Origin of the sequence: Wolbachia endosymbiont (group A) of Apoderus coryli (genome assembly GCF_947251615.1) — a bacterium.
Lineage (GTDB): Bacteria > Pseudomonadota > Alphaproteobacteria > Rickettsiales > Anaplasmataceae > Wolbachia.
In genome coordinates, this window is sequence record NZ_OX366367.1 from 895,513 (window position 1) to 914,848 (window position 19,336).

At 35.4% G+C, this 19,336-nt stretch carries 18 protein-coding genes; 8 read left to right on the top strand and 10 right to left on the bottom strand.

What is annotated here, in order from left to right; all coding sequences use genetic code 11:
- Positions 1-6: 6 nt before the first annotated feature.
- The 4 genes from OPR43_RS04535 to OPR43_RS04550 are packed head-to-tail and all read right to left on the bottom strand — an operon-like array spanning position 7 to position 1,988.
- Positions 7-483 carry a F0F1 ATP synthase subunit B family protein gene (locus tag OPR43_RS04535; protein WP_265034361.1) on the bottom strand — a complete coding sequence of 159 codons (477 nt, stop codon included), beginning with the start codon at positions 481-483 and terminating at the stop codon, positions 7-9.
- Positions 484-491: 8 nt separating this feature from the next.
- On the bottom strand, positions 492-971 hold the full coding sequence (locus tag OPR43_RS04540) for a F0F1 ATP synthase subunit B family protein (RefSeq protein ID WP_265034362.1): 480 nt from the start codon (positions 969-971) through the stop codon (positions 492-494).
- A 3-nt stretch (positions 972-974) separates the two neighbouring features.
- On the bottom strand, positions 975-1,202 hold the full coding sequence (locus OPR43_RS04545) for a F0F1 ATP synthase subunit C (protein WP_265026588.1): 228 nt from the start codon (positions 1,200-1,202) through the stop codon (positions 975-977).
- A gap of 60 nt (positions 1,203-1,262) precedes the next feature.
- Positions 1,263-1,988, bottom strand: coding sequence for a F0F1 ATP synthase subunit A (locus OPR43_RS04550; protein ID WP_265026587.1), 726 nt, complete (start codon positions 1,986-1,988; stop codon positions 1,263-1,265).
- Between the two features lie 235 nt (positions 1,989-2,223).
- Between OPR43_RS04550 and OPR43_RS04555 the strand changes: the two genes are divergently transcribed.
- From OPR43_RS04555 to OPR43_RS04565, 3 genes are all read left to right on the top strand, one after another.
- Positions 2,224-2,511: a hypothetical protein gene (locus OPR43_RS04555; protein ID WP_265034363.1), complete on the top strand. Its 288-nt coding sequence runs from the start codon at positions 2,224-2,226 to the stop codon at positions 2,509-2,511.
- A gap of 114 nt (positions 2,512-2,625) precedes the next feature.
- Positions 2,626-4,965 carry a phenylalanine--tRNA ligase subunit beta gene (pheT, locus tag OPR43_RS04560; RefSeq protein WP_265034364.1) on the top strand — a complete coding sequence of 780 codons (2,340 nt, stop codon included), beginning with the start codon at positions 2,626-2,628 and terminating at the stop codon, positions 4,963-4,965.
- Between the two features lie 75 nt (positions 4,966-5,040).
- Positions 5,041-5,178 carry a hypothetical protein gene (locus OPR43_RS04565; protein ID WP_265034365.1) on the top strand — a complete coding sequence of 46 codons (138 nt, stop codon included), beginning with the start codon at positions 5,041-5,043 and terminating at the stop codon, positions 5,176-5,178.
- Between the two features lie 33 nt (positions 5,179-5,211).
- On the opposite strand, the gene OPR43_RS04570 is transcribed toward OPR43_RS04565, so the two are convergent.
- Entirely contained in the window at positions 5,212-7,719 is a 2,508-nt protein-coding gene (locus OPR43_RS04570) for a coiled-coil domain-containing protein (RefSeq protein WP_265034366.1), read from the bottom strand.
- 57 nt (positions 7,720-7,776) lie between these two features.
- Positions 7,777-11,046: an isoleucine--tRNA ligase gene (gene ileS / locus OPR43_RS04575; RefSeq protein WP_265034367.1), complete on the bottom strand. Its 3,270-nt coding sequence runs from the start codon at positions 11,044-11,046 to the stop codon at positions 7,777-7,779.
- 176 nt (positions 11,047-11,222) lie between these two features.
- Between ileS and OPR43_RS04580 the strand changes: the two genes are divergently transcribed.
- The gene (locus tag OPR43_RS04580; protein WP_265034368.1) at positions 11,223-11,363 is read left to right on the top strand and encodes a hypothetical protein; all 141 of its coding nucleotides are present in this window, start codon (positions 11,223-11,225) and stop codon (positions 11,361-11,363) included.
- Between the two features lie 149 nt (positions 11,364-11,512).
- Here the strand turns inward: OPR43_RS04580 and miaB are convergent, their stop codons facing one another.
- The 3 genes from miaB to hemJ all read right to left on the bottom strand — a co-directional run bounded on the left by miaB (position 11,513) and on the right by hemJ (position 13,885).
- Positions 11,513-12,829: a tRNA (N6-isopentenyl adenosine(37)-C2)-methylthiotransferase MiaB gene (gene miaB / locus OPR43_RS04585; RefSeq protein ID WP_265034369.1), complete on the bottom strand. Its 1,317-nt coding sequence runs from the start codon at positions 12,827-12,829 to the stop codon at positions 11,513-11,515.
- 244 nt (positions 12,830-13,073) lie between these two features.
- On the bottom strand, positions 13,074-13,403 hold the full coding sequence (locus OPR43_RS04590) for a hypothetical protein (protein ID WP_156518006.1): 330 nt from the start codon (positions 13,401-13,403) through the stop codon (positions 13,074-13,076).
- A gap of 53 nt (positions 13,404-13,456) precedes the next feature.
- Positions 13,457-13,885, bottom strand: a complete 429-nt coding sequence (gene hemJ / locus OPR43_RS04595) for a protoporphyrinogen oxidase HemJ (RefSeq protein WP_265026302.1) — start codon at positions 13,883-13,885, stop codon at positions 13,457-13,459.
- A 65-nt stretch (positions 13,886-13,950) separates the two neighbouring features.
- Here hemJ and pdhA point away from each other — a divergent pair, with 65 nt between their 5' ends.
- From pdhA to OPR43_RS04610, 3 genes are read left to right on the top strand one after another with little or no spacing between them, the layout of a single operon-like run.
- Entirely contained in the window at positions 13,951-14,931 is a 981-nt protein-coding gene (gene pdhA / locus OPR43_RS04600; RefSeq protein ID WP_265034370.1) for a pyruvate dehydrogenase (acetyl-transferring) E1 component subunit alpha, read from the top strand.
- Positions 14,909-15,202 (top strand): hypothetical protein, encoded by a 294-nt coding sequence (locus OPR43_RS04605; protein WP_265034371.1) that lies wholly within the window; start codon positions 14,909-14,911, stop codon positions 15,200-15,202. Before pdhA ends, OPR43_RS04605 begins: the two co-directional genes overlap by 23 nt.
- A 24-nt stretch (positions 15,203-15,226) precedes the next feature.
- Positions 15,227-16,183: an IS5 family transposase gene (locus tag OPR43_RS04610; RefSeq protein ID WP_265034372.1), complete on the top strand. Its 957-nt coding sequence runs from the start codon at positions 15,227-15,229 to the stop codon at positions 16,181-16,183.
- Positions 16,184-16,832: 649 nt separating this feature from the next.
- Here OPR43_RS04610 and dapE read toward each other — a convergent pair.
- On the bottom strand, positions 16,833-18,029 hold the full coding sequence (gene dapE / locus OPR43_RS04615; protein ID WP_265034373.1) for a succinyl-diaminopimelate desuccinylase: 1,197 nt from the start codon (positions 18,027-18,029) through the stop codon (positions 16,833-16,835).
- A 42-nt stretch (positions 18,030-18,071) separates the two neighbouring features.
- Here dapE and OPR43_RS04620 point away from each other — a divergent pair, with 42 nt between their 5' ends.
- A complete protein-coding gene (locus OPR43_RS04620; RefSeq protein ID WP_265034374.1) occupies positions 18,072-19,319 on the top strand; it encodes an iron-containing alcohol dehydrogenase in 1,248 nt (415 codons plus the stop codon).
- Positions 19,320-19,336 lie beyond the last annotated feature (17 nt).

Consider the following 19,336-nt stretch of genomic DNA (forward strand, 5'->3'; position numbering starts at 1 on the left):
TTAAACCTAATGCAATTTTTTATTTAAGTTACGTGAAAATGAAGATATGACCTCGCTACTACGCTTATCATCTTTACGTTCATGCATTATTTTTTTTACAGCATCAGCAGCTATATTTGTTGTGTTAGCCTGTAAATCTCCAAGAGCTTTTTCAACTTGGTCAGTGACTTTCTTCAAATTAGAATGGGCATTGTCATCTAACGTCTGATCCAGCTGCTGTCTATTGTGCTTAATGATACTATTAGCTTTATCAAGTGCTTCATTCATCATTTTATTAACTTCTGCATCTAATTTTTTGTATTTTTCAGAAGATTTTTTGTAATACTCTAACATATCTTTTCTGAATTTTTCAGTTTCTTCACTTGAAAATCTGCTTTTGTTACGCTTATTGTTAAGCGCATTTTTTATCACTTTCTTCAGCAATTTATACGAAAGAACAAGGCCTACCAAGAAGGCAAGACCGATAATCAGTGATGCAGACATAAAAACTCCTAAAACTCTTTGGACACCAAGTCAGCAATAAATTTCTCTTCAATTTCAGAATTAGTCAATTTAGTATAATAAATTAAAGCAATACTAGTAGCCATTTGTTTTAACTGATCAGTATATTCAGATTTAAATTCTGCCACTTTTTCTTCAATAAGCTTGCTCTTTTTTTTGTCTTCCTCTTCTAATATACTCTTAACATTAGCTCTCATTTCTTCTACCTGAGCAAGTGCATCATCTATGATCCTTTTTGCCTGTATTCTAGCTTGGTTTAAAGCGGCATTATACTTGGCAATCTGATCTTCCGTAAGTCTTAAAAGATGAACAGAACTACTAAAAGAATCCAATACTTCTTTACTTCTAGTGCTTATTATTTCATCTAACTTTGGCAAAAATAAACAACTTACTACGAAAAAAAGTGAAGAGAAAAAAATTAAAAACCAAAAAACTTGAGAAAAGAAAGTTGAAACATCAAGTTGTGGCATATGTCAAGCAACAAATATTAACAATAGCGCAAGTAGAAACGCAAATAATCCCATTGCTTCAACTAAAGCTGCTCCTGTATAGACATATTTTTTCATTTTATCTTCTGATTCAGGGTTTCTTGCAAGCCCATTTAACATAGTAGAAAATATATTTGCCACACCCAAAGCTGCTCCGAGCATTCCAAATATAGAAAAACCAATCGCTACAAATTTTAAAGCTTCTAAATCCATATATTACCTTTAACTATTTCTTTACAGTATTAATTATAAAATATCCTGTAGGGAAGTCAATTATTTTACTGCATCTGATAAATATACACATGTTAAAGAGGTGAATATATAAGCTTGTAGAATTGCAACAAACACTTCAAACCCTATTAATGCGATTATAAATAAAAATGGTATAGGGGTTAGAACCACGTTCATGTTTACGATAAACCCTGCTATTACTTTGATAATTGTATGACCTGCAATCATGTTTGCAGCAAGCCTTATTGATAAGCTTATAGGCCTTGCCAGGTAAGCAAATAACTCAATAAAAATCATCATGGGTGCAAGCCACAAAGGAGTTCCTTTTGGTAGCAATATGCGTAAAAATTCTACTCCCCTTTCTTTAAATCCAACAATCGTTATATAAGTAAAAACTACCATCGATAAAGCGAAGGTGACTATCACATGACTTGTGACCGTGAAACTATAAGGAAGAATACCAACCAAATTACATGATAAAATGAAAATAAATACTGTGAATATCAATGGAATGTGCTGCAAGCCTTTGCTTCCAGTGTTATTTTCTATTATTGAAACAACAAAATCATATACATATTCAACTGCAGCTTGCAAATATCCTGGTATTACTGACCCCTTCTTTATTCCAAAAAGCAAAAAGAGTATCACCAATATCACCGAAATCATCGTGAAAAAAGATGAATTGGTAAAGCTTACGTCATACCCAAATAACCTAGGTAACTCTATTACCGTATATACTTTAAACTGCTCCAGCGGATTTAATGCCATTTTAATCTGAATTATCAACAGTAAATAAAGTATGAATTTTATAGGACAAAGTCAAGGGTTAAGATTATGTGGGGCTCTGTATCATTATAGCATTAGCATGTTAACAAAATATGTAATTAGAATGCCAATTATAGCCAGCGCTGTGTTTTAAAATTTACCAATCTTATTAAATTATTCAATATCTTGACTTAACATCTTATTTTAATTATAATTTAATTTTTAGTGAGGTATTATTATGAACGAAATAGATTTTATTAACACTAATCATCCTTTAAACTTAGAGCAAGAATTTGGTAGTGGATATATTAGATTCACTGACGGTTATTTTGATGAGAATACCGGTGGTTATGGAATGATAGGTCAAGTATTAGATGAAAATCATAACACGTTAGGACCACTAACCGTTGGCGGCTATGTTTGTCATTTTCACCATGATGACCATAAGGTTAATCTTCAGTATTTCATGGAAGTAAACTTAGAAGGTGATATGGAAAAGATACTTTCTCTTAAGAAAGGTATATAATTACGTAAGTAGGCTTTTTTATTGTTTCTTGCAATATGGGAGCCATTTACTACAACAAACTTTAAAAGCACCGCATTTTATATTACAATAACTTTTTTGTTTCTTGTTAGATCGATGAAATTCACGTTATCTTGGTTACTGGAGTATTTAGAAACCAATGCTAGTTTAGAAGAAATTACCGATAAATTAACTCATATAGGGTTAGAAGTAGAAGATATTATTGATAATGCCAAATTAGCTGGGTTTGTTGTTGCAGAAGTATTAGAGGTGATACAGCATCCAAATGCTGATAAATTAAAATTATGTAAAGTAAATGATGGGAGTAAAATTCTACAAATAGTTTGCGGAGCAAACAATGTTAGAGAAGGTATGAAAACTGTGCTTGCATCTCTTGGTAGCACATTGCCAGAAAGTGATTTCACAATCAAGCCCACAAAAATACGAGGAGTGCTAAGTGAAGGGATGCTCTGCTCTGCTTCTGAACTTGCGCTGGTTCAAGAGAAAAGTGAAGGAATAATCGAGCTTTCTGATGATTATAAAATAGGGGATAAATTTTTCAATTGTGACCCTGTAATTGATATAAATGTTACTCCAAACCGTGGAGATTGCTTAGGCATTTATGGAATAGCTCGCGACCTTGCTGCAACTGGAATTGGGACATTAAAGACTTTAAGCATTCCACAACTTACCAGCTCCATAAATTCACCAATCGATGTTGAAGTTACTGACGGGGAAAGTTTTATTAGTGGAATATACATCGCCAATGTAAAAAATCAAGAAAGCCCAAAATGGTTAAAAGATAGGCTGGAATCGATAGGAATGCGCTCCATTTCTGCAATAGTTGATATCACGAACTATATTATGATATCTTTCAGCCGCCCAATGCACGCGTATGATGCAAAAAAAATAGAAGGAGAGCTCACAGTACGCAAAGCAAATGACGGAGAAAAATTTGCTGGTTTGAACGGTAAAGAATACTTATTAAACACGGACACAAGCGTTATTGCAGGTGATAAAAATATTCATGGAGTTGCTGGAATTATGGGTGGTAAGTGCAGTGAATGTACTCTTGAAACTACTGATATCTTTTTAGAGTCTGCTTGGTTTGACCCTATATCTATCGCTAAATCTGCAAGGCAGATGAATATCTCCACAGACGCTAGTTACAGATTTGCACGTTCAGTTGATCCTGGATTTACCCTTGAGGGACTCAATCTTGCAGCTAAAATGATTTTGGACTTATGTGGTGGAGAAACCTCAAGCGTAGTGTCTGCTGGCAGCTTAGATAGGACTGACACCAAGGTGAGCTTTGATTATCAGGATGTGAACAAGTTTGGAAGTGTGTCTGTATCGCCTGATGAAGTGTTCGATATCTTAACGAAACTAGGGTTTAGTATTGATAAAAAAACCGAAGGCAGTTGGAATGTACAAGTACCAAGCTGGAGATCGGACGTGACAATACCTGCTGACCTAATTGAAGAAGTAACAAGGATATACGGCTATGACAAAATAAAAGAAGAACCACTACCAAATAATGTTGAAGAAGTAGATAGTACATACGACAATTTGCGTATTTTGATGACAAACAGAGGGTTTCATGAAGTGCTAACCTGGTCGTTTATGAGTGAATCAACAGCTGAAAAATTTGGTTACTCGAATAAGTTATTTATCATCGATAACCCATTTAATAACAACTTCAATATAATGAGACCAAGTATCATACCAAATTTATTGCAAGTCACTGCTGATAATATTGCCCATGGAATATCTGATCTTGCAATCTTCGAAATTGGGCCGATTTACGATGGTGGAGCTCAGTCTAAACATGTTTTAAGTGGAATAAGAACAGGAAATAATTTGCCGAGAAACCATTATAATACTGATAGGAAAGTAGATGTTTTTGACGCAAAGGCTGATTGCATAGCAGCTTTGGAGTTTTTTAACGTCAATTGTGATAATTTAACGATAGAAAGAGCAGAAAAAGAATATTACCACCCAAGAAAGTCAGGCACTCTCTCTTTTAAGAATAAAGTAGCAGGTTATTTTGGAGAACTGCATCCGAGTATACTGGATTTTTTTGATATCAAGCAAAAAGTTGTAGGTTTTGAGGTAATACTAGAAAATATTGAAAATTTACCTGCAAGTAGAAAGAAATTTATCGACTATAAATACCAAAGTGTAAAACGTGATTTTGCATTTATTGTAAATAAGGATGTGAAAGTAGGTAACATAATCAATGTGGTAAAAAAAAGCTCAGAGCTCATCACAGAAGTTTTAGTATTTGACGTATACCATGGAAATAATATAGAACCGAATAAGATGTCTATAGCATTGTCAGTTACTTTCTGCTCTCCAATCCACACTTTAACTGAAAAAGAGATCCAAAAAGAATCAAGTGCTATAGTTAATTTAGTATATGAAAATACCGGAGGAACTTTGAGAACTCATCATTGAGCCACAATCATAGTTTCTTGCTGTGTATCTGTTCAGATGCATGGCTAATATACAAATATTGAAACAAAAATTCCAGTGCTCCCTTTCTTGTCATCCCAGTGCTTGACACTGGGATCCAGATTGGGCACTAAGTTGGTAAACACGAAAGCCTTTACAACGTTTTTGATGGAACTGCGCGAAAGGACTGGATGCCAGTGTCACGCACTGGCATGACACCCATTTGTTCCTATAGTTGTCTTTTCTCGTCTACCTTATTTTGCCACTCTGCTGAACAGATCCTTGCTGTGCCAAGCTTACCTCATCTAATCTACTCTTAACCAACGTGAATTCAACATCCTTAAAAAATCTATCCCACATTCCATGCAAATGCTCTTCTATTTTAGGCCATACATCATTTTTAAATGTTTCTCCTTCATCAGAAAATAAATCACCTAAAAAAGCCCCAGCTTTCTCATAACTTGACTCGAAATGTTGAAGAAATGTCTCTCCTTCCTTATAAGAGGTGTGTGCTACATCTAACGCTTTTCCTTCTGTACTCTCATCCCCATGTATTGCAACGACAAGGCCTGTTTTAATATACCCCCAACATGTCCAAAAAGATTTCACAGGTTGCAAAAGTGAACTCTTATCATTTTTTGGCACATTATTTATTATATTTTCCACCAACCTATCTATCAAAGGAGACAATAAATTTTGACTAAAATGTTTGATATTATCTTTTGTTTTAATTACAGGATATTTGATGCATCTTTCTGCTAAACAGTACTCAAGTTCTGCTTTCTCGAATAATTTCTTGATTTCTTTTTCATTAAAAGTTTCTTGCTTAAGCACCTCCAACAACTTATCTTCTATTATTGCAAATTTTATTTTTTCACGAGATTCTAGTTCTTCTCTGTAATCATTTGTTGCTTTTTCATTTATCAATAATCTTTCTTTTTTTAACTCTAATTGTTCTAATGCTTCCAGAATTTCTTGGTTATTTTTCAAACATAACTCTATTAACTCCATACTTGAAGATTCCTTTTCTTTACTATTTTTCTTAACATCCAAATTCTTATTCTGCTTTTCTATTATTTCCTTCAATTTCGCAGGTTGCGTTAAACATTCTCCAATTTTCTTCCGATAGGAAACAATCTTGTTTACTAGACGTTTTTCATCTTCTTCATTGAATATGCCAGTATTATCTTCTATATTCTTTATACTCTTCTCTTGCTCTTTAAATAACCCTTGAATTCCACATTTTGTTATTTCTGAATGCATTTTTTCTAGCAAGAGATTTACTTCGTGATGAGAACACACATTCACATTTAAATTATAGAATTCATCAAGTAAACTTTGTCTTATATCAATTGTTAAATCTGATTGATTTAACACAACTTTAGCTTTTCTTATTCTTGATTCTATTAGCTTTTGCTCAACCTTCTGATCATTATATTCAAATTTAAAAAGGTCTTCTAACTTCCTTTTTAAGGCATCATCTTTCAGGCCACTATTCTTTCTATTTTCGTATATCTCTTTTAATTCTTCACGTATCTTCCCATACCTTTCTTCTCCCATTCTTTCTAACTCTTTTATCATCTCTTCAGCTTTACGTGAAGCTTCTGCTGTTTCTTTGCTTGGTAATTCCTTACCTTGGCTCTCCAACTCTTGTTTCACTAATATATCTCTTAGCACATCTTCTGAAAAATCTCCTTTTCTTTCTTGTGCAAATTTAATTGCTTGTATAAAGGCAACTTGATAAGCATTTTGTATTAAGTGACTCGTCAACTTAGGACCTACACTATTCACCACTTCCAGTCTGAATTCGTTCAACAACTCCTTCAGCTTATCGTATGTAATATCTTTCTTTTCTAGCTTTATCAGCTCTTCCATAGTTTTCGCGAATCCTTGAATTGAAGTTGCAAGCACACTCCTGATCTCATCACGCAAAGGCACGAGACCGTTTTTTAAGTGGATATTAGCTGACAATTTTAGTACAGCATTGTGTTCTGGATCTTCGTATAAATCTCTAAGTAGTTGTTTAAATTGCGGTGGAAACTTAACTTCCATATCCCACTTAATGTCTGACTTACCAGCATCTATTTCACGAAAAGATACCTCAATATTTTGGTGTTTTTTCTGATATGACCCACTACTCACTTTAAGAACATCAATCAAAGAATGAGATAATTTTCTATTTAAAAGATAAAAAGTAGCTAAGGCGGGTGTTGCAGGAATAAGCAAGAGTAGAAGTATAGGTATACTAACAAGAATCGCTACTGCAGCAAGAACACCATATGCTAATCTTTTTGTTGTACTTTCACTTACTTTTTTTGTTTTATTTTCCTCTGAGCTGATTTGTGTCTTATCATTTGTTTTTAATTTATTATATACGGCTAATCCTAACGCAGTAAAAACTATATAAGGAAACATTAAAACCGATAGTGCTAAATTTAATACTTTTTTCTCCGGGCAAGCTTGGTTTATCTCTTTAAATATTCTACTTGATACGTTATACCAAGAAGTAAAAAAATCAGAGTTATAATCTTTATAATGAAATATACTGAGTGGAACGTTAAAATTAGCTAACGGCTCTTGTCCTTCCGAAGTGTCAGTAGATTTCTGTGTGATATTACTAATTAACCAATCTTGTTCCTCTAAAGCATCAAAAAACTCTTCTTCCTCTTCCAAAGTAACATTGGAAGTAGATTCTACTTTACCTAAATTACCACTATTGTTAACAACTTCTTCATAATCATCTGCAACAGCATTCATACCATAACCTTATCCAAGTACTTTAAGTATAGCACAAACACTGACAATTTTCAACTATTAACAATTTAACCAAACACTAACAACTAAATCTTGGTATTTCTTAGAATAGAAGTTGGTTCCAATTTCTGTATTAATTTCTAAAGATAAGGCAAGAGTCTGCTCTTTTATGTACTCACTCCACGTATTTATTGCTTCCTTGATTTTCTCATCTTCTGTTTTGATTATTACTTTAATTCTATCTGATATATGAAAGTCAGCTTGTTTTCTGGTTTCTTGAATGAGCCTCACGACATCTCTCGCTAACCCTTCTAGAATTAATTCATCATTTAGTTCAGTATTTAGAATGACAACTCCTTTGTTGTTATCAAACACAGCAGAATATCCACTATTTGCTTTTAACAATAGTTCATATTCGCCTTTTTCTATGATGTAATTTTCTGACTCATTACCTAAAAAAACTTGCTCATTTTCAACTTGCTTCCATTTTCCCTCTTTGACATATTGAACTAGTTTCTTAATTTTGCCTGGAACTCTCTTTCCAAGCATAGGAAAATTTAGTTTCAGTTCTAGTGATGCAACTTCTTTCAACTCACCTACTATTTCTAATTCTTTTACATTTACCTCGTCTTTTATCATCTCTTGATATTCATTCATGCTTGGTGTCATTCCAGCACTTAACCATTTCTTTTCTTTCTGGATCCCAGTGTCAGCTACTTGGATGACGGGAGAGAGCTCTGGAATGACAGAGGGTTGTGTATCGTCAAGGAAACTGCAGGAAGACTGATGATAAATCGTCATACTACTAAGTGGTTGTCTGATACGTATGTTAAAAGTGTTTCTAATAGAGAGCGCAGAGTTGCATATCTCTCTCACCAAATCCATCTTGGCAATGAGCTGACTATCAAACTTCTCTAATTGTGGAAAATCAGCCAAATGAACAGATGTTTCTTTATACTTAAGCCCTTGCCATATAGTCTCTGTTATAAGTGGCAATAAAGGAGCTGCAGCTCTTAGTATGTAATAAAAAACCGTATATAGAACATTATAAGCATCAGTTTTATCCTGATCCAAATCACTTTTCCAAAAACGCTCGCGACTGCGACGAATATACCAATTATTCAGCACTTCAAAAAAGTTCATCAAAATTTTGCAAGCCTCTTGGGAGTTATAGCTGTTCATAGAAGCTTGGATACTTTCTACAGCTTCAAAACATTTGGAAATCATGTAGCAATCAATAGTACTGTGATAATCCTTACAAACTTCAACTTTAATTCCATCTGCATTTGCATACATAGTAAAAAAGTGATAACTGTTCCAAATAGGTTTTATTACATTTTTCAGAACATCTCGTATTGAGTTTCCTTCTTTATCGAGTAGCAAATTACCACCACAAACAATAGATCCAGAAAGCATAAGAAAACGCAGTGCATCAGAACCGTATCTATCAAAAACCTCCATTGGATCTGCATAATTGTTCAAGCGTTTGGACAGTTTATGTCCCTTTACATCCAAAACAACGCCGTGACATATGCAGTTCTTAAAGGGTTCACTGTCAAACAAAGCAGTAGAGAGCACAAAAAGTGTGTAAAACCACCCTCTGGTTTGTGCAATATATTCAGTTATAAAATCTGCGGGAAAATTATTTTCAAACCACTCTTTATTTTCAAACGGATAGTGGACTTGCGCAAATGGCATCGAGCCAGATTCAAACCAACAGTCAAATACGTCAGGCACACGACGCATAATCGATTTTCCTGTTGGGTCATCAGGATTTGGTCTTGTTAAAGTATCGATAAATGGTCTGTGCAAGTCGTCTATTTTAACATTAAAATCTCTCTCCAGTTCTTCTATTGAACCATATACATCTACCCTTGGATATTTTGTATCATCTGATTTCCATACAGGGATTGGCGTACCCCAGAATCGATTGCGTGAAATTGACCAATCGTGTGCCCCTTCAAGCCATTTTCCAAATTGACCATCTCTAATGTGGTTTGGTATCCAATTAACTCTCTTATTTAGCTCTACCATTCTGCTTTTGAACTTTGTCACGGCAACGTACCAAGAAGGCATAGTGCGATAGATCAAAGGAGTGTCAGTTCTCCAGCAGTGTGGATAATTGTGAATATATTGCTCAGTCTTAAACCAACTCCCCTGCCCTTTCAATTTTTTTATTACTGTATCACTGGCATCAAAAACATGAACCCCTGCCAAATCTGAAACTTCAGCAGTAAATTTTCCACTGTTATCAATTGGACAAATAACTGGAATATCATGGCTTTGGCAAAGGTAAAAATCTTCCTCACCAAATCCAGGAGCAGTATGCACAACGCCAGTACCATCTTCTCCTGTAACATAATCAGCGATGAAAACGCGGAATGCATTTTTCGTATCTTTAAAGTAATCAAATAGTGGTTTATAAGAAAGACCTACAAGATCATTCGCTTTAAGTTTTATATTGCAGTTTTCATATGGAATATTGTTTTGTTCAGAGTGGCTGATAAATTTCTCTAGGTAGCTTTCAGCGAAGATGTGGATTTCACCATTGACTAATACTGCACAATACTCAATATCTTTCCCTATCGCCAAAGCCAAGTTGCTCGGCAACGTCCAAGGAGTTGTAGTCCAAGCAAGTAATTTACATACATTTTTAAACTGCTGTGGGTTTTCTAAAAGCTCAAATGCAACAGTTACAGCTTTGCTAGTCTTTTCTCTATATGCGTTATCAAGCCTTGTTTCAAAATTGGATAATGGAGTTTCGCACGCCCAGCTATATGGAACAACGCGCACTGATTCATACACCAGACCCTTATCATAAAGCTGTTTAAATGCCCACATGACCGACTCCATAAATGATTTATCCATAGTCTTATAGTCATTGTGAAAGTCTACCCACCTTGCTTGCCTATTTACATACTTTTCCCATTCTGATGAAAATTTCATTACAGAAGTACGACAATGGTTATTGAATTTTTCAATGCCGAATTTTTCTATTTCAGTTCTACCAGATATTCCAAGTTCCTTTTCCGCACCCATCTCAGCCGGCAATCCATGGCAATCCCAGCCAAATCTACGTTCGACCCTTTTTTGCAGCATAGTTTGATATCTTGCAAATGCGTCTTTGATGAAACCAGTGAGTAAATGCCCATAATGGGGAAGTCCATTTGCAAACGGAGGCCCATCGTAAAAGACAAAACAATTATCCTTGGAACGTTCCTCAACTGACCGCTCAAAAACTTTGTTTTCCTGCCAAAATTTTATGATTTCTTTTTCTAACGACGAAAAATCAGGACTACTTACTGTATCAGGATAATGCTTTGACTTCATGTTCGCTATGTAAAACTAAAGAATATAGGGCTTTCTGAAAAATTACAAATTCAAAAAGAAACACATTTACTCCTATATAGTATTCTTCATACTAAATGATAAATTTTTATAATTTAGTATGTTCTGAATCCAAGTAGTCAAGGCACTGGGATGACAAAAGAGGGAGTGTAGAAAGATTGCACCCATATGGTGTCATTCAAGTAGCTGACACTGGTTCCCTTATGAAGGTGTCATTCCAGTGCTCCTTTTTTTGTCATCCCAGTGCTCAGACACTGGGATCCAGCTTCTATGCAACCTCATCAAAAACATTCATTTAGTATAAGATCAGCTACTTTCCATGCTGGTTTGCTTGCTCACAAGCAAACTTTTCTGGATTCCAGTGTCAAGCACTGGAATGACATCGTTGTAACATTGTACCATATTACAATGTTCGTACAGTTGTGATAGATGCCCAACAAGTCTATTTTTAAAGCCCACATCCTAATAAACTATTCTGCCGAGCTTCCAATACCTTCACATTTACTATTTTATCTCTATACTTCCCTTCAGGATCATCAATGCATACTGATTGCATATATGGGCTTTTACCAATAATTTGGTTTTGGTGTTTGCCTTTTTTATCACTGAACAAAGCAGGTATAGTTTTGCCTACCATACTCTGGTTAAACTCAAGTTGTTGCTTACTAATTAATTTCTGTAAACGAAGAAGGCGTTCTGTTTTAACCTCTTCTGGCACTTGATCTTTTCTTTCTGCTCCTGGTGTGCCTGGTCTTGGGCTGTATTTAAAACTATAAGCCTGAGCATATCTAACTTTTTCTACTAATTTCATAGTTTCTTCAAAATCTTTTTCGGTTTCTCCAGGAAAACCAACGATAAAATCAGAAGAAAATTCGATTTCAGGTTTCAATTTGCGAAATCTGTCTATTATTTCCAAATACTCCTCTGCAGTGTGTTTCCTGTTCATCACGCGCAATATTTTATTCGAACCTGACTGCACAGGCAGGTGAACAAACGGCATGAGTTTTGGCTCTTCCGCATGTGCCAAGTAGAGAGATTCATGCATATCTCTTGGATGAGAAGTTGTATAACGAATCCTCTCTAGCTTTTCAATTTTAGCAATATGACTAATTAATTTTCCTAAATCCCACACTTCCCCTTCGCATTCCCCATGGTAAGCATTGACGTTCTGACCAAGCAAATTGATCTCATTTGCCCCATTTGCAACTAATTTCAATACTTCGCGAAATATTTCATTTACTGGTCGTGAGTACTCAGCTCCACGAGTGTAGGGCACTACACAAAATGTACAAAACTTATCACAACCTTCTTGTATGGAAAGAAACGCAGAAGATCCTTGGCTATTGCCGTAACATTCATCTGGCAATTTATCAAACTTTGCAACTTCCGGAAAATCAGTATTTATTACATGACCTTTACTTCTGCTTGCTTTGACTATCAGTTCTGGTAAAGCGGCAATGCTTTGCGGACCAACAACAATATCCACAAATGGGGCTCTTCTGAACACTTCTTCTCCCTCTGCTTGCGCTACACATCCAGCCACCACTATAGTCATTTCTTTTCTTGATGAATGAATCCTTCCAAGCTCTGAGTAAAGCTTTTCTGCTGCCTTCTCTCTAATATGGCAAGTATTCAATATCACCAAATCAGCTTGTTCTGCATCACTAACAACGTTGAACCCTAGAGGCTTAACTATATTCTCCATTAAAACGGAGTCATAAACGTTCATCTGACAGCCGTAAGTTTTAATATATAAGCCTTTCATGTTTACTTAATTTCATTCACTATCACTCACCATACACCATTGTCATCCCAGTGCTTGACACTGGGATCCAGAAAACTTACTAGCTGATTATACAATGAAAATTAGCCCTGTATTACCTACTTGCATAACATCATTTTTGCTGCAAACTTCACATAGATAAAGTTATACGAAAAACTGGGTCCCAGTGTCAAGCACTGGGATGACAAGTTCTCGGCAACCCCTACGTCATACCATCACGGTATCTCTAGATCCCGCTAACAAGTAGCGGGATGACGGTTGTCAGGGTGTCATGAAAGTAGCTAACACTGGCTTCCATCCAAGAGGGCAGTGCCCTCTTCTTGTCATCCCAGTGCTTGACACTGGGATCCAGGAAAAAGAATGGTGTCATCCGAGTAGCTTGACACTGGCATCCAGGAAACTTAATTGCAAGTAATGCATTGAGTTTGGTGAGTATGGGTTTTGCGTTATAGAATGAAGCACTTTTGGTGAATTTGTAAAGAAAGCTGGATCCCAGTGTCAAGCACTGGGATGACAAGAAAGGGAGCACTGGAATTTTTATTTCAGTATTGTACATTAGCCATGCATCTGAACAGATACGAGCTTTCTGCTTTTTTTTGGTAAGGTCAGTCAAAAAGGTTTTACAACAACCATAATAACTATAACTATTATCAATACTGTAACTGCTTCATTTAAAACACGAAAATAAACGTGTTTTTTTTCATTTGAACCCATTGCAAAATCTTTTCTGTATTTTGCAAGCAGTCCATGAATAGCAAACATAAAAAATAATGCTAGTGCTTTCACATGAAACCACCCTTCACGATATGCTTCTCTTATAATCATTAATGTCATTCCCAAACCAAGTGAGAAAAGCATTGCAGGGTTTATGATATATCTAAGTAGCCTCTTTTCCATTGTTTGAAGCAAGCTATCATTTTCCGATCCCGGTTTTACAGTTGCGTGGTAGACATAAAGCCTGGGTAAATAAAGCATACCTGCCATCCACATAATGACGGAGATAATGTGAAAAGCTTCAAGCCAGTGGTAGTAATCCATTGAGATTTATTACAAAATGTTAAAAATTTCTGATATTATTTTAGTTTAATGAAAAAGAAATCGATATGAAAGCAGAAAATTTCACTAAAGAACAGATAATTGGATTCTACAGGAAAATGCTACTCATACGCAGATTTGAAGAAAAAGCAGGACAATTATATGGAATGGGATTAATAGGCGGATTCTGTCACCTATCAATAGGGCAAGAAGCAGTTGCAGTTGGAACTCAAGCTGCATCAAAATCAGGTGACGCTTTTATCACAAGTTATAGAGACCATGGCTTAATGCTCGCATGTGATTCTGATCCAAATGTTGTAATGGCAGAACTCACTGGCAAAGAAACAGGATGCTCGAAAGGTAAAGGTGGTTCGATGCACGTATTTGACGTTGAAAAAAAATTCTTCGGTGGACATGGAATAGTGGGAGCACAAGTTCCAATTGGCACAGGAATAGCATTTGCTAATAAATATAAGAAAAAAGATAACGTGGTATTCACGTATTTTGGTGACGGTGCTGCAAATCAAGGACAAGTATATGAATCATTTAATATGGCAGCTTTGTGGAAGTTGCCTGTGGTTTACATCATAGAAAATAACGAATACGCAATGGGAACTTCTGTGCAAAGATCAACTTTAGTAACAGAGTTATATAAAAGAGGAGAAAGTTTTGGTATTTCTGGAAAACAAGTTGATGGAATGGATTTTTTCTCTGTTTATGCGGCTACAAGCGAAGCAGCGGAACACACACGCAGCGGAAAAGGGCCTATCCTGCTTGAAATGAAGACATATCGATATCGCGGCCATTCGATGTCAGATCCTGCTACTTATCGCTTAAAAGAAGAAGTTGAAGATATGAAGCAAAATCATGACCCTATAAGCACTTTAAAGAAGTACATGATAGATAATAAAATTGCTTCAGAAGAAGAATGTAAAGTAATTGATAAGGAAGTACGTGATTTAGTAAAAAAGTCGGAAGATTTTGCCAAAAATAGTAAAGAACCAAGCGTTGATGAGTTATATACTGATGTTTATAAATTTGTTAGCTAATTTTTTTATCCAGAACTGTACGAACATTGTAATAGTAAACGATGTCATCCAAGTAGCTCCTTCTCCCATCATCCAAGTGCCCTCCTTTTTTTGTCATCCCAGTGCCCAGACTACTTGGATCCAGGAAAAAGAATGGTGTCATCCAAGTAGCCTCCCCCCCCTGTCATCCCAGCGCCCCTATGATGTCATCCCAGTGCTTGACACTGGGATGGCTTTGTTGCATAGCAACCGAAAAAATCTGGTGGCTACTGACAAAATTCATTATAAATAACCATTTAACTGTTGAAGAAAAAATATGCCACAGAAAATGAAAGTCAGTAACCAAAACGAATATAACAAATTCCTTGAAAAAAGGGGAAATATTTTTCGTTACATCGATGAAGCTATCGGAAATTGGTATGAAAATAGTCCAAAAATGCAGGGCGGCAACTATATTTACAGTGATAAAGTCGTAATTTTGGTGCATATAATTGTCAATCTTTTTAGAATTGGTTTAAGACAAACGGTGGGGTTTATAAAAGGATATCTGCAACAAATAGGAAAAAATTTGGCAGTTATCAGCTATTCACAAGCATCAAGAAGGTTTAAAAAACTTAATATTAAGATAAATGATTGCAGGGTTGATAAAAGCAACATGGAAAATATTGAAATTATCATAGATAGCACAAGTATCAGCATTTACAGTAACACTCCTGGCCACAGTAAGGAAAACAGTGCAGATAGAAAGTACCGAAGCTACGAGCAAGTAAGAAAGTTACATGTTATGTTAAGTGTGAATAGTAAAAAAGCTATAGCTGCAAGATACAGTAATGGCGTCTACTCTGACCACTATGGAGCTTGCGATTTGCTTGAAGAAGTTAATTTTCAGCACAAAATAAAAGCATTATATGCAGATAGGGCATACGATAGGCACAAACTTTATAAATTGTGTAAGAAATACGATATAAAGACAAAAGTTCTACCAAAAAAGGATGCAGCAGAACATTCAAAAATAGATTATATGTCTGACAGAAATGCTGCTATTAGGTTAATAAAATTATATGGACAAGATGGTGTAAAAGAGTGGAAAAAGGAAGCAATTTATGGAAAGAGATCTTACATAGAAGGATTTTTCTCAAGGTTGAAGCAAGTATTTGGATTTAGCTTTAGGAATAAATCTGAAGTAAATCGTGAAAAAGAATTACTAATTAAGTGCTATTTGCTCAACAAATTCACTGATATTGGTATGGCTAAATTTGAAATCATTACATAAATTTGTCGTAAACCATCACTGCTTAAGGTGCTATGCAACAAAGCCATCCCAGTGTCAGCTACTTGGATGACACCATTTGTTGTGTTTAACAAAGTTCGTACTTAGCTTCATGTTAGCTATAAATATTTAAGAAATTTACCAAACGAAAAAAAAGGCAAAAGAAGCCCTGAGGTTATTATCCGCTTTAAAATATTGGCGTTTTTTATGTTTTAAACGCTTGACAAGCGAGATTCAGCTGCTTTTAATTGCAACTAACCTACGCTGCAAATGTTTAAGAAATTTACTAAGCAGAAAAAAAGACAAAGAATCCCCGAGTTAGCTAGTCTTTTACTATCTCTGTCGAGTATTGGCATTTTTTGATGTCTTGTAACGCTTTATAAGCGCGTTCAGCTTATTTAGATAAAAATCTAGATGTAGATGAAGTTTTGTAAAGACATACAGTATCTATATACTGCAAAAAATTGAACATAAGACGCCGATACATTAAGTAATCCTTACCTTTTAATCTGCAGATTGGCGAAAGCAAATACAATAGCTTCAGTTTCATGATAAGGGGGCTGGCGGAGGGTGTCAAGCAAGTTTTTATAGCTCTCATGGTTTTTGCTGGAATGATACTAGTTGTTACTCAAACAACAGTTATGCAAGAGATCTAAGCTAACAATGGACCACTAGATATATTACTAACTACGTTGACCTGATTCAATATTTTATTAGTGGGATTGAAATAATTTTCTATAAATTCCTTATATATAGCTGTTAACTTGTGTATATCGTCTACTAATACGCATTCATTTGTCTGATGTGCGGTTTTGTTGATTATACCAAATTCAATCACTGGACAAACATCTTTGATAAACGCAGCATCAGATGTGCCACCACTTGTGCTCAGCACAGCATCAATACTGGTAACTTTATTTATCGCATCAAGCATAATATCAGTATTTCTATCGGGAGTAGAGAGGAAAACATCCCTGCTGCTATGCATAGAAAGTTTATAATCGTTAGTTACACTGGAGCATATTTCATCAATCAGCTTATATAAGCTGTCAGGTGTTTGTGTATTGTTATATCGAATGTTAAAACGTGTAGTTGCTGAACCAGGTATTAGATTGCTAGTATTATTTCCAACATCGATAGTAGTAACTTCGCAATGTGAAGGCTGAAAATATTTATTACCATGATCAAAAGTAGTATTTTTTACCTTACTCAATATCGATATTACCTTATATATTGGATTATCTGCTAGGTCTGGGTAGGCAACGTGCCCTTGTTTTCCATGGCAAATTAATTCAAATGTTACAGAACCTCTTCTGCCTATTTTTATGGTATCACCTAATTTCTCACTACTGGTTGGTTCGCCAACCACACAGAAATCCACCTTTTTTTGCTTACTTTTCATCCATTCCAAAACTGCCTTTGTTCCATATTCTTCCGTGCTTTCTTCAGCACTGGTAATCAATGCACTTATTGAACCATTGAATTGAAACTTCTCTGCAATCAAATTTACCATAGCAGCAATAAACGCAGCTACTCCGCTTTTCATATCAGCCGCCCCTCTTCCATATAATATACCATCCCTCACTTCTGGATTAAATGGACCAAATGCCCAATCTTTTAACTGACCCGGTGGTACAACATCAACATGCCCAGCAAAGCACAAATTTGGTACTCCATTTATATATTTCGCATAAAGATTTTTAACTTTATCACCAAACTCTAAAATTTCACAATCAAAGCCACTCTTCTTGAAGATTGTTGCTATATACTCTATTGCCCCGCCGTCCCTTGGTGTTATACTCTCAAAAGAGATCAATTTCTTAGTTAGCTCTACAGGGTCAATTTTCATGTCAACCTTAAAATAATTATATTGCTATATTGTAAACACTCTATGCACTATTTAAAACAAATATTACATCAAACCGAACAAACTTTTCTAAGAGAAGTAATAACAGATTACCACCTTGCTGATGATATCTATGAAATATGCACACGACACGGAAATGACATCTTTCTAGTTGCAGATGAAAATACAGCAAAACTTTTAAACAAAAACGTATTTAATAAAATTCCTAACTTAATTATTCCGGGTAACTCCACTCCACCTGTCATCCCAATGTCAGCTACTCGGATGACACCAAGCAGAGCTGCCTCTCTTGAAACCGTAAATCTAGTTAGAAACAAAGCAAAAGATAATGACTTAATAGTTGCATTTGGTAGCGGCACCGTTAACGATATCTGCAAATATGCAAGCTACCTCGAGAAAAAAGATTATATATCGTTCCCAACAGCCGCTTCCATGAATGGATATACATCCGCAAATGCTTCAATATTAGTAAATGGATATAAAAAATCGTTCAAAGCACATCTTCCAAGAGCGATATATATAGATATAGACATACTTACCAATGCACCACTGCGCCTCACATTAAGCGGATTTGCAGATTTCATTTGCCGTTCAACAGTTCAGGCTGATTGGCTACTATCTCATTTGTTGCTTGGCACAGAATACAATGAATTACCTTTTACACTTGTTCGCGATTTGGAGCAAATTTTGCTAAGAGAGTATACGGCGCTTACTAAAAGAAGTAGAAAAGTGGTCCTATTACTTATGAAAGTTCTATTAATTTCAGGACTTGGAATGGTAATATCAAAAGGCAGCTATTCTGCAAGCCAAGGAGAGCATATGATAGCTCACGCAATGGAAATGGTAACAAGAGATCATTCCTCACTACATGGCGAAAAAATTGCTGTTACGACGATTACCATGGCTAATTTGCAGGAAAAGATATTATCAATACAAAACCCGATTATCAAACCGACCACTTTAGATGTAAAACATATAACTCAGTGCTTTGATAATATCGAATTTGTAAGAACTTTTGAACAGAAGCAAATTATGCAGCAAAAAATCCAAGAGATTATTTGTAAAGAATGGCATAATATTTCCAGTTTAATTAAGCAAAATTTACTACCTGCAAAACACCTGCAAAAAATATTTGAAGATCTATCAATTCCACACTTACCAGAGCACCTCAGTTGGAATAAAGAACAATATTGTAAAGTGGTCGATCTTGCGTTTGCAACAAGGGATAGATTCACCTTTCTTGACTTAGCTAACTGCATAGAAGAAAGTTAAGTTTTGTAGTGAAATTC

What these genes read in the sequence shown, in the direction of transcription:
- OPR43_RS04555 (WP_265034363.1), top strand. Translation starts at nt 2,224, where the DNA reads ATGAACGAAATAGATTTTATTAACACTAATCATCCTTTAAACTTAGAG.
- OPR43_RS04535 (WP_265034361.1), bottom strand. Translation starts at nt 483, where the DNA reads ATGTCTGCATCACTGATTATCGGTCTTGCCTTCTTGGTAGGCCTTGTT.
- pdhA (WP_265034370.1), top strand. Translation starts at nt 13,951, where the DNA reads ATGAAAGCAGAAAATTTCACTAAAGAACAGATAATTGGATTCTACAGG.
- pheT (WP_265034364.1), top strand. Translation starts at nt 2,626, where the DNA reads ATGAAATTCACGTTATCTTGGTTACTGGAGTATTTAGAAACCAATGCT.
- miaB (WP_265034369.1), bottom strand. Translation starts at nt 12,829, where the DNA reads ATGAAAGGCTTATATATTAAAACTTACGGCTGTCAGATGAACGTTTAT.
- OPR43_RS04545 (WP_265026588.1), bottom strand. Translation starts at nt 1,202, where the DNA reads ATGGATTTAGAAGCTTTAAAATTTGTAGCGATTGGTTTTTCTATATTT.
- OPR43_RS04605 (WP_265034371.1), top strand. Translation starts at nt 14,909, where the DNA reads ATGTTTATAAATTTGTTAGCTAATTTTTTTATCCAGAACTGTACGAAC.
- hemJ (WP_265026302.1), bottom strand. Translation starts at nt 13,885, where the DNA reads ATGGATTACTACCACTGGCTTGAAGCTTTTCACATTATCTCCGTCATT.
- OPR43_RS04590 (WP_156518006.1), bottom strand. Translation starts at nt 13,403, where the DNA reads ATGTACAATACTGAAATAAAAATTCCAGTGCTCCCTTTCTTGTCATCC.
- dapE (WP_265034373.1), bottom strand. Translation starts at nt 18,029, where the DNA reads ATGAAAATTGACCCTGTAGAGCTAACTAAGAAATTGATCTCTTTTGAG.
- OPR43_RS04620 (WP_265034374.1), top strand. Translation starts at nt 18,072, where the DNA reads ATGCACTATTTAAAACAAATATTACATCAAACCGAACAAACTTTTCTA.
- OPR43_RS04550 (WP_265026587.1), bottom strand. Translation starts at nt 1,988, where the DNA reads ATGGCATTAAATCCGCTGGAGCAGTTTAAAGTATATACGGTAATAGAG.
- OPR43_RS04610 (WP_265034372.1), top strand. Translation starts at nt 15,227, where the DNA reads ATGCCACAGAAAATGAAAGTCAGTAACCAAAACGAATATAACAAATTC.
- ileS (WP_265034367.1), bottom strand. Translation starts at nt 11,046, where the DNA reads ATGAAGTCAAAGCATTATCCTGATACAGTAAGTAGTCCTGATTTTTCG.
- OPR43_RS04570 (WP_265034366.1), bottom strand. Translation starts at nt 7,719, where the DNA reads ATGAATGCTGTTGCAGATGATTATGAAGAAGTTGTTAACAATAGTGGT.
- OPR43_RS04540 (WP_265034362.1), bottom strand. Translation starts at nt 971, where the DNA reads ATGCCACAACTTGATGTTTCAACTTTCTTTTCTCAAGTTTTTTGGTTT.